The organism is Streptomyces sp. SM10 (assembly GCF_002910915.1).
GTDB lineage: Bacteria > Actinomycetota > Actinomycetes > Streptomycetales > Streptomycetaceae > Streptomyces.
The window spans coordinates 106665-115872 of record NZ_NEUF01000139.1 but is presented as its reverse complement, the minus strand read 5'-3'; the positions used below and the strand labels follow the sequence as shown (position 1 = coordinate 115872).

The following is a 9208-nucleotide window of genomic DNA, read 5'->3' as shown; positions in this document are numbered from 1 at the left end:
CCTGGTGGATGGCGGGGTCGTAGCAGGTGCCGTCGCGCCAGCAGGCCCACATCACGCGAAGCCAGGCGCGGGCCAGGATGCGGATGGCGTGGGGGTGTCGTTTCTGGCGGGCTCGGGCGTCGTTGTAGATTTTCGCGGCCCAGTCGCTGCCGTGCCGGCTGTTGTCGGCGAAGGCGGTCAGGGCGACGCGGGCTCTGCGGTTGGTCGCGAAGCGGAAGGCGACGGTGCGGGACTTGCCCGACGCTCGGGTCACGGGGACGACCCCGGCCTCGGCGATGAGCTGCTCGCTGGTGCGGGCGCGTTCCAGGAGCGGGCCGATCTCACCGATGATCTGGCCGAGGCTGACCCTGCCGATGCGCGGCATCGTCGCGAACAGCGGCGCGTAGGTGTGGGTTTCGACCGCCTCGGCGATGGTCTTGTCCAGCGTGCGGATGGTCGTGCGGATGCCCTTCACCAGCTGGACCTGGACCTGGACCAGCTGCTCGACGACTGCCTCGCTGAGGCGGGAGGCCGCCTTCGGGGCCGTCCGCAGGCGTTCGATCAGGACACCTCCGGGCTTCCTGCCGGAGTAGCCGTGGCGCTTGCACCAGGCTTCGAGGCGTCCGGCGGTAAGCCTCGCGGCGGAGGCCGGGGTGGGGTAGCGCTCCAGGAAGGCCATGGCGATGTCGCTGTCGAGGTTGGCGAACACGGCCTTGCCTCCGGGCCAGTGCATGTCCAGCAGCGCGGCAAGCTGGTTGACCGCCGCGATGCGGGCCTCGACGTGGTCGGCGCGGGTCCGGGTGAGGGCCTGCAGATCGAGGGTGGCCTGCTCGGTGGGCTCCAGCCGGGGCAGCAAGTGGCCGTCGGTGCGCAGGTAGTCGGCGAGTTTCATGCTGTCGCCCGCGTCGGTCTTGGCCTTGCTGGCGCCCCAGCGCGGGCGCATGGCGTGGAAGGCGTTGGGATGCACGGGCACCACCGGGTGGCCGGCAACCAGCAGCCGGTCCACGGCCAGGCCGCGGCTGGTCTCGATCATCACGGGCAGATCCGCCGGGGCTCCGTGCTTCCCCAGCCGGGCCAGGGTCCTGGCGAATCCCTCTTCGGTGTGGGCGAACTCCCACCGGTCCACGCGTTTTCCGGCGTCGTCCATGACGGTGACGTCATGGGTCTCGGTCGCCCAGTCCCATCCGATGAACACGAAAGAAGTACTCCTGTGACGTCGACGGAGCACCTGCCCGGTGGTGGTGAGGTCGTCTGCCGGGAGCTCATTAATCGGCCCTCTGCGGGGCGTGTCCCTGAAGCCGATCAGACGGCCTCGGCCCGGCGGGGCTGGCGGAACTCATGCTGGCCGTCGAACGGCTCGCACTACTGGCCATGCACCCACCGGGACCGAGAGGTCACAACCCTACCGAAGAGGGCTGCAGAAGGGATGGTCCTCTAATGAGCACGGCCGAGTTGCACACGCTGACCGGGGCGTACGCCCTGCACGCACTGCCGGAGGACGAGCGTCTCTCGTTCGAACGGCATCTGGGTGCGTGCGAGGCGTGCACCCAGGAAGTACGGGAGCTGTCCGCCACCGCCGCCCGGCTCGGACTCGCCGTCTCCGCCTCCCCGCCGCCCGCGCTGCGGGAGAGGGTGCTGAGGGACATCACGACCGTACGGCAGGAGCCGCCGTCCCACGGGCGCAGCGCCCGCTCCGGGTCCTCCCCCGGCCGGGCCGGCCGCTGGTCGACGTACGCGCTCGCCGCCTGCATCGCCGCCGCTGCCGCGTTCGGCGGGGTCGCGGTGTGGCAGAACCAGGTCGCGCAGGACGCCCGGCAGGAGACGGCGCAGGCCCAGCAGCACAACGAGCAGGTGGCGCGGGTGCTGACGGCCGCGGACGCCACGACCAGCGTGTCGGACCTGATGAACGGGGCCCGGGGCACGGTGGTGGTCTCCAAGAGCGTGAACCGCGCGGTGTTCCTGGCCTCGGACCTGAGCCGGCCGCCCAGCGGCAAGGTGTACGAGCTCTGGTACAACGACGGGGGTGTCATGCGGCCCGCCGGTCTGATGAACCCGTCAGCGACCGACGACGCGGTCCTGATGGACGGCCCGGTGGACAACGCCTCGGGCATGGGCATCACGGTCGAGCCGGAGGGCGGCTCCGAGCAGCCGACCACGGAGCCAGTGGCCCTGGTGGAGTTCCAGGACGCCTGAGCACCGGGGCGACCACCGCTCCCTCCACGCTGCCCCGGGCACGGCCTTGCGACAGAGGCCGTGCCCGGGGCAGCCGTCGTCCTGGGTCGCGGTGCCCGCGGTGCTGGTGCAGGGTGGCAGGGACGCGTCCTCCCCTCGATCGTTCGATCATGGTGCGGGCAGGTGACGGCCCGGGCGCGCGCAGCGAACCGACCGCTCACAGCGCCCGAGGACAGGTGGGGCCATGAACACCGTCGAAGAGACGATCGAAGTAGCCGTGCCGGTGAGTACCGCCTACAACCAGTGGACGCAGTTCAAGAGCTTCCCGCGGTTCATGACCGCGGTGAGGAAGGTCGAGCAGATCCGGCCCAACCTCACCCGCTGGGTGGTCGGGTTCGGTCCGGTGCGGCACGAGTTCGACGCGGAGATCGTGGACCAGCGGCCCGACTCCCTCGTGGCGTGGCGCAGCCTGGGCCAGCGTCTCGGGCACCGGGGTGAGGTGTCGTTCCGCGAGACGGCACCCGGCCGTACCGAGCTGTCCGTACGCATCAGCGTCAGGCCTCACGGCTCCGGGGACCGCCTCACCCGCGCCCCCGGATTCCTGAGCCGCGCGGTCCGGGCCGAGCTCGGTCACTTCAAGGAGTTCATCGAAGGGCTGGGGTGGGAGGGCGGCGCCTGGCGCGGAACCATCCGCGACGGCCACGTCCGGCCCATGGAGCCGGAGCCGGCCAGGAGCCGGGTCCCCCACTGGCCCGTCGGCTGACCCGTACGTCCCGGAGCAGGAGCAAGGAAACGAGAGGGTACGTCCGATGAAGAAGGCCCCGGGCGAAGAGCCGGACGAACAGCTCACCGTGACCGCGCCCAAGGAGTGGGCGGCGGGGGTGCCCGCCGTGACGCACGCCCTGGAGTACTCCCTCTCGGAGACGTCGGTCCGGCGGACCGGAGTGACGCTGCTGACGATGAACCAGGTGGGCGGAATCGACTGCCCCGGATGTGCCTGGGCGGATCCGTCCCCCGGCCACCGGCACCTCAACGAATACTGCGAGAACGGCGCCAAGCACATCAACGACGAGGCGACGTCGCGGCGCGTCACGGCGGACTTCTTCCGCCGGCACACGGTCTCCGAACTGGGCCGGCGGTCCGACCTCTGGCTCAACCAGCAGGGCAGGCTCACGGAGCCGATGGTCAAGCGGCCCGGCTCCGACCACTACGAGCCGATCAGCTGGCACGACGCCCTCGGTCTGCTGGCCGAGGAGCTGAAGGCGCTGGGCACACCCGACGAGGCGGTCTTCTACACCTCGGGCCGGGTCAGCAACGAGGCGGCTTTCCTCCTCCAGCTCTTCGCCAGGGTCCTCGGCACCAACAACCTGCCCGACTGCAGCAACATGTGCCACGAGTCCAGCGGCTTCGCGCTGCACGAGACCCTGGGCACCGGCAAGGGCACGGTCAGCCTCGAGGACATCCACCACGCCGACCTGATCCTCGTCGTGGGACAGAACCCGGGCACCAACCATCCGCGTCAGCTCTCCGCGCTGGAGGAGGCCAAGAAGAACGGCGCCCGCATCATCGCGGTGAACGCCCTGCCGGAGGCCGGCCTGCTCCGGTTCAAGAACCCCCAGGAGCCCCGCGGTGTCGTCGGACGCGGGGTCCGGATCGCCGATCAGTTCCTGCAGATCCGCAGCGGCGGCGACCTCGCACTGTTCCAGGGGCTGAACCGGATGCTGTTGGAGGCGGAGGACGCCCGGCCGGGCACCGTCCTCGACCAGGAGTTCATCCGCTCGGACACCAGCGGCTTCGAGGAGTTCTCCCGCCACGCCCGCACCGTCGCCTGGGAGGACGTGCTCAGCGCGACCGCGCTGACCCGCGAGGAGATCGAGAAGGTCAGGGACGAGGTCCTGCGCAGTGAGCGCGTCATCGTCTGCTGGGCCATGGGGGTGACGCAGCAGAGGCACGGGGTCCCCACGATCAGGGAGATCGTCAACTTCCTGCTGCTGCGCGGGAACCTCGGCCGGGCCGGGGCGGGGGCCTGCCCGGTGCGCGGCCACAGCAACGTCCAGGGCGACCGGACGATGGGCGTCTGGGAGCAGATGCCCGACTCCTTCCTCGACGCCCTGGGGGACGAGTTCGGCTTCGATCCGCCCCGCGCCCACGGGCTCGACTCGGTGAACTCGATCCGGGCGATGGGCGAGGGCCGCGTCAAGGTGTTCGTCGGCGTCGCGGGCAACTTCGTACGGGCCGCTCCTGACAGCGCCGTCACCGAGGACGCCATGCGGCGGTGCGCCCTCACCGCGCACATCTCCACCAAGCTCAACCGGTCCCACACCGTCTGCGGCCGGACCGCGCTGATCCTGCCCACGCTGGGCCGCACCGAACGGGACATCCAGGCGACGGGTGAGCAGTTCATCACCGTGGAGAACTCGATGAGCGAGGTGCACAGCTCCCACGGGCGCCTGGAGCCGGCGTCCAAGGTCCTGCTCAGCGAGGTCGCCATCCTGTGCCGGCTCGCCGCCCGGACGCTCGACGGCACGTCCGCCGTGCCCTGGGCGGAGTTCGAGGCGGACTACGGCACCATCCGGAACCGGATCTCCCGCGTCGTGCCCGGGCTGCACGACTTCAACCGCCGGGTGGCCCGCCCCGGGGGCATCAGACTGCCCAACCCGGTCAACGAGGGCGTCTACGCCACGGCCACCGGCAAGGCCATGTTCACCTGCAACGACTGGGAGATGCTGCACGCTCCCGAGGGCCATCTGCTGTTGCAGAGCCTGCGGTCCCACGACCAGTGGAACACCGTCCCCTACACGGACAACGACCGCTACCGGGGTATCCACGGAAGCCGCCGGGTGGTGCTGGTGAACCCCGAGGACGTGACCCGGCTCGGGCTGTCACCCGGGCAGAGCGTCGACCTGGTGAGTGTGTGGGCCGACAGCGCCGGGCGCCGGGCGGAGAACTTCACGGTGGTGCCCTACCCGACGGCGCTCGGCTGCGCCGCGGCCTACTACCCCGAGACGAACGTCCTGCTGCCCCTGGACAGCGTGGCGGAGACCAGCAACCAGCCGACCGCCAAGGGCATGGTCGTCCGGCTCGAACCCGTGGTGGCCGGCGGCAAGTGAACCGGCGGCAGGGAGCGCGAGCCTCGTCACCCGGTGACGAGGCTCGCGACGAGGTTGATGGCGGTGGCGAGAACGCTGGTGCCGAACACGTAGGACAGCAGGGTGTGGCGCAGCACGATGGCCCGCACCTGCGAGCGGGAGACGTCGGTGTCGGACACCTGGTAGGTCATGCCGAGGTTGTAGCTGGAGTAGAAGAACCGCCGTCCTGGGGGCGGGGCCGGAGCCCCTCGCGCTCGTCCGGTGCATCGTGGCCCTGGAGTTCCTGCTGGAACGCGTCGTCGCCCGTAACTACGCCCTCGGAGTCGTCTTCCTCACGCCGCTGGCGCTGCTCCTGAGCGATCTGTCCGCGCCCGCGCCGGCCGGGGAGCTGGTCCTGGACCGTGTGCTCGGCAGTGGCCTGGGCATCGTCGTCGGGCTGTTGTGCGCGCTCGGCCTTGACCTGCGGGCTCTCCCGGAGGGGGATCCGGGAGAGCCCACAGGTCAGCGGTGTCGGGGCGGGCGCGGGAAGAAGCCGCTGGTGCGGGCCAGGTACTCCTCGTACCCCGGGCGTCCGGCCATGTGCCGCTCCAACAGGGCCTTTCCGCTGCCCATGGTCAGCAGGAGGCTCATCACCACGGGCGACACGAGCGTCGCGGCGGCGGCCCCGGGGTTCGCGCAGACGAGGAGGAACAGCCCCCACCAGACGCAGAAGTCACCGAAGTAGTTGGGGTGCCGGGTCCAGGACCACAGACCCCGGTCCATGATCCGCCCCTTGTTCGCGGGGTCGGCCTTGAAGCGGGCCAGCTGGCTGTCCCCCACCGCTTCGAAGACGAGTCCCACCGCCCACAGCGCGGTCCCCGCCCACGCCCACCACCCCGGCGGGCCCGTCAGGTAGCAGGCGGCCTGCACGGGCAGGGAGATCAGCCAGACGAGCACGCCCTGGAGGAGGTAGACCTTGCGCAGGGCGTACAGGGCGGGGCTGCCGGGCGCCTTGGCGAGCATGGCCTCGTAGCGCGGGTCCTCCCCGTGGCCCCGGCCCCGCCGGCCGATGTGCACGGCCAGCCGCAGGCCCCAGAGGACGGTGAGCACGGTGACCAGGAGACGGCTGCCGCCGTCACCGTCGCCGGCCGACATCGCGTACGAGGCGAGGGCCACGGCCGCGAAGCCCAGCCCCCACGCCACGTCGACGATCCGGTGCATCCCCTTGCGCAGCGCGACCAGGAACGTCACGAGCATGACGCCGAGGGCCGCTCCGGCAGCGGCCGGCAGGTTCTGGGCGAACTCCGCCCACGCGAAGCCGGTCACCGGGAGCCCACCGGGGCAGGTGCGCCGGCCTGGAGCGGGACACGGCGGGTCTCCGGGTACCAGCCGTGCCGGGTCGGCGGCAGGCCCGCCGACCCGGCCGCGTCGGGCCGCACCGAGAGGATCTGGTCGACGCCCATGCGCCGTTCCTCGAAGGCGAGGGCGCCGCCGACCAGGTAGAGGCGCCACACCCGGGCCGTCTCCTCCCCCACCAGGGCCACGAATTCCGGCCAGCGCTCCTCCAGGGTGCGGCGCCAGGCCTCGACGGTCAGGACGTAGTGCTCACGCATCGACTCGACGTCACGCACCTCCAGTCCGGCGTCCTCCAGCAGCCCGACGGTCTCGCCGACCGGACGCATGTGCATGTCGGGCGCGATGTACGACTCGATGAACGCGCCGCCGCCGGGGGCGGTCGTGCCGCGGGACATCTGCTGGACCAGGGCACGCCCCCGCGGCCGGAGCACCGAGTGGAGCAGGGCGGTGAAGGCCGGGTACTCGGCGTCGCCGACGTGTTCCCCCATCTCGACGGTGGACACGGCGTCGTACCCGCCGAGGAAGCCAGGCTGATCGGCGACGTCGCGGTAGTCGCAGCGGTGGACCTCGACGAGATCCTCCAGCCCGCGCGCCTCCACCTGGCCGCGTACGTAGGCGGCCTGCTCCGCGGCGAGCGTGACGGCGGTGACCCGGACGCCGTGCCGGGCTGCCGCGTGGAGCGTCAGGGAACCCCAGCCGCATCCGATGTCGAGCAGCCGCGCACCGGCCGTCAGCCCGAGCTTGCGGCAGATCAGTTCCAGCTTGTCGCGCTGGGCGTCGGCCGGTCCGTAGCCGGGGGCGTCGCTGCTCCAGTAGCCGCAGGAGTACGCCATGGTCTCGTCGAGCAGCAGGGAGTAGAAGGCGTTCGACAGGTCGTAGTGATGGCTGATGGCCGCCCGGTCGCGCGCCTTGCTGTGCAGCGTGCCCCGGAGGCCGGCACGGGACCCGGGAACCGGCGGACGGGGTCCGACGGCGCCCAGGCGCAGGGCCGTCCCCGCGGCCCGGACGCGGTCGGCGAGGGCGGGCCGGGGCGCCTTCAGTCCGTGGTCGCGCCCGGCGCGGCGCATGGCGCGCAGACCGTCCGCGAGATCGTCGGCGAGGTCGATGTCCCCGGTGATGTAGGCCTCGGCGAGGCCGAGTTCGCCCGGCTGCCACAGAAGGCGGCGCAGCGCACGCCGGGAGCGGACGTGCACGGTGGGCGCGTCCTCGGGGCCGGTCTCGCTGCCGTCCCACATCCTGATCCTGACCGGCGGCGGGCCGCCGAGGAACTGCTCGATGACCGGAGCGATCCGCTGCGCGGCTCCGGTGCCCGGGGTGGCGGTGGAGGTGTTCACGCGGTGTCCTCACGGGTCAGGAGAATCTGCTGCACATCGAGGTAGCCGGACCGGAACCCCGCCTCTGAGTAGGCGAGGTAGAAGGACCACATGCGGCGGAAGGTCGCGTCGAAGCCCAGCGCGTCGACCTGGGCTGCCCGCTCCTCGAAACGCTCGCGCCAGAGCCGCAGGGTCTCGGCGTAGTGCATGCCGTAGGTGCTGCGCTGCCTCGTCCGCAGACCGGTGTGAGCGGTGGTGACGCGCTCGACGGCCTCGGTGGAGGGGAGCAGCCCGCCGGGGAAGATGTACTTCTGGATCCAGGTGTAGGTGGAGCGGCTGGCGCGCATCCGGTCGTCCGGCATCGTGATGGCCTGGAGGGCGATCCGTCCGCCGGGCGCGAGACGCTCCTCCAGCGTCCGGAAGTACACGGGCCAGAACTCCTGGCCGACCGCCTCAATCATCTCGACGCTGACGATCGCGTCGTACTCCCCGGTGATGTCCCGGTAGTCGCAGAGGCGCACGTCGACCCGGTCCTCGTGGCCAGCCTCGCGGATCCGCGCTCTGGCCAGTTCCCGCTGCTCACGGGAGAGCGTGACGGTGGTGACCCGGGCGCCGCGCGCGGCGGCGCGTACGGCGAGTTCGCCCCAGCCGGTGCCGATCTCCAGCAGTTCGGTTCCCCGGCGCACGCCTGCCAGGTCGAGCAGCCTGTCGATCTTGCGGTGCTGGGCGGCGGGCAGCAGGTCGTGCTCGGCCGGGAATCCACGGAAGACGGCCGAGGAGTAGGTGAGCGTCTCGTCGAGGAAGAGCGCGAAGAGGTCGTTCGAGAGGTCGTAGTGGTGGCTGATGTTGTCGCGGGAGCCCTCGGGGGTGTTGGCCTGGGAGGCGGGCTGCCGCAGCGCCCACAGACCCCGGAGCTTCTGGAGCGGTGCGGGTACGAGGTCGGCCGCGTGCCCGGCGAGGACGCTCAGGACACCGACCAGGTCGGGCGAGTCCCACTCCCCGGCCATGTACGACTCGCCGAAGCCGACGAGTCCGCCCGCGCCGATCCGCCGGAAGAAGGCGTCGGGCCGGCGGACCTCCATGAGGGGCCCGCCCAGGCCGATGCTGTCGCGGCCGGCGAACCGGGCGCGCAGCGGCAGCCGGGCGAGGGCGTGCCTGACGACCCGTTCGGCGACGGCGGTCCGGAGGCCGGACCCGCGTGGCTGGGCGGCGACATCGGGCCAGCGGCCGGGGTCCACGCCCGCGAACGGGGTCGTGACGGCCCGGCTCTGAGCCGGAATGGTGCCGCTTCGGGTGGGAGCGACCGGCGTGGTGGGAGGA

7 protein-coding genes and 2 pseudogenes are annotated in these 9208 nt (G+C 71.6%); 4 read left to right on the top strand and 5 right to left on the bottom strand.

Annotated features, from left to right (window positions below; translation table 11 throughout):
* Nucleotides 1-1174: IS110 family transposase (locus B9S57_RS22905; RefSeq protein WP_103514727.1), on the bottom strand; the 1174-nt coding region annotated here is incomplete at its 3' end.
* Between the two features lie 242 nt (nt 1175-1416).
* On the opposite strand from B9S57_RS22905, the gene B9S57_RS22900 reads away from it, so the two are divergent.
* The 3 genes from B9S57_RS22900 to B9S57_RS22890 all read left to right on the top strand — a co-directional run bounded on the left by B9S57_RS22900 (nt 1417) and on the right by B9S57_RS22890 (nt 5261).
* Nucleotides 1417-2172 carry an anti-sigma factor domain-containing protein gene (locus B9S57_RS22900; RefSeq protein WP_103517459.1) on the top strand — a complete coding sequence of 252 codons (756 nt, stop codon included), beginning with the start codon at nt 1417-1419 and terminating at the stop codon, nt 2170-2172.
* 223 nt (nt 2173-2395) lie between these two features.
* Entirely contained in the window at nt 2396-2914 is a 519-nt protein-coding gene (locus B9S57_RS22895; protein WP_103517457.1) for an SRPBCC family protein, read from the top strand.
* Between the two features lie 46 nt (nt 2915-2960).
* Nucleotides 2961-5261 (top strand): FdhF/YdeP family oxidoreductase, encoded by a 2301-nt coding sequence (locus B9S57_RS22890; RefSeq protein WP_103517456.1) that lies wholly within the window; start codon nt 2961-2963, stop codon nt 5259-5261.
* A gap of 26 nt (nt 5262-5287) precedes the next feature.
* Here the strand turns inward: B9S57_RS22890 and B9S57_RS22885 are convergent.
* A pseudogene (locus B9S57_RS22885) lies at nt 5288-5476 on the bottom strand (DUF1345 domain-containing protein); the annotation flags it as partial.
* A 32-nt stretch (nt 5477-5508) separates the two neighbouring features.
* On the opposite strand from B9S57_RS22885, the pseudogene B9S57_RS36475 reads away from it, so the two are divergent.
* A pseudogene (locus tag B9S57_RS36475) lies at nt 5509-5625 on the top strand (hypothetical protein); the annotation flags it as partial.
* A 116-nt stretch (nt 5626-5741) separates the two neighbouring features.
* On the opposite strand, the gene B9S57_RS22875 reads toward B9S57_RS36475, so the two are convergent.
* The 3 genes from B9S57_RS22875 to B9S57_RS22865 are packed head-to-tail and all read right to left on the bottom strand — an operon-like array spanning nt 5742 to nt 9168.
* Entirely contained in the window at nt 5742-6545 is an 804-nt protein-coding gene (locus B9S57_RS22875) for a DUF1295 domain-containing protein (RefSeq protein ID WP_103517454.1), read from the bottom strand.
* Nucleotides 6542-7909, bottom strand: a complete 1368-nt coding sequence (locus B9S57_RS22870) for a cyclopropane-fatty-acyl-phospholipid synthase family protein (RefSeq protein WP_103517452.1) — start codon at nt 7907-7909, stop codon at nt 6542-6544. Before B9S57_RS22870 ends, B9S57_RS22875 begins: the two co-directional genes overlap by 4 nt.
* Nucleotides 7906-9168: a cyclopropane-fatty-acyl-phospholipid synthase family protein gene (locus B9S57_RS22865; protein ID WP_258036515.1), complete on the bottom strand. Its 1263-nt coding sequence runs from the start codon at nt 9166-9168 to the stop codon at nt 7906-7908. The genes B9S57_RS22870 and B9S57_RS22865 overlap by 4 nt, the downstream gene beginning before the upstream one ends.
* Nucleotides 9169-9208 lie beyond the last annotated feature (40 nt).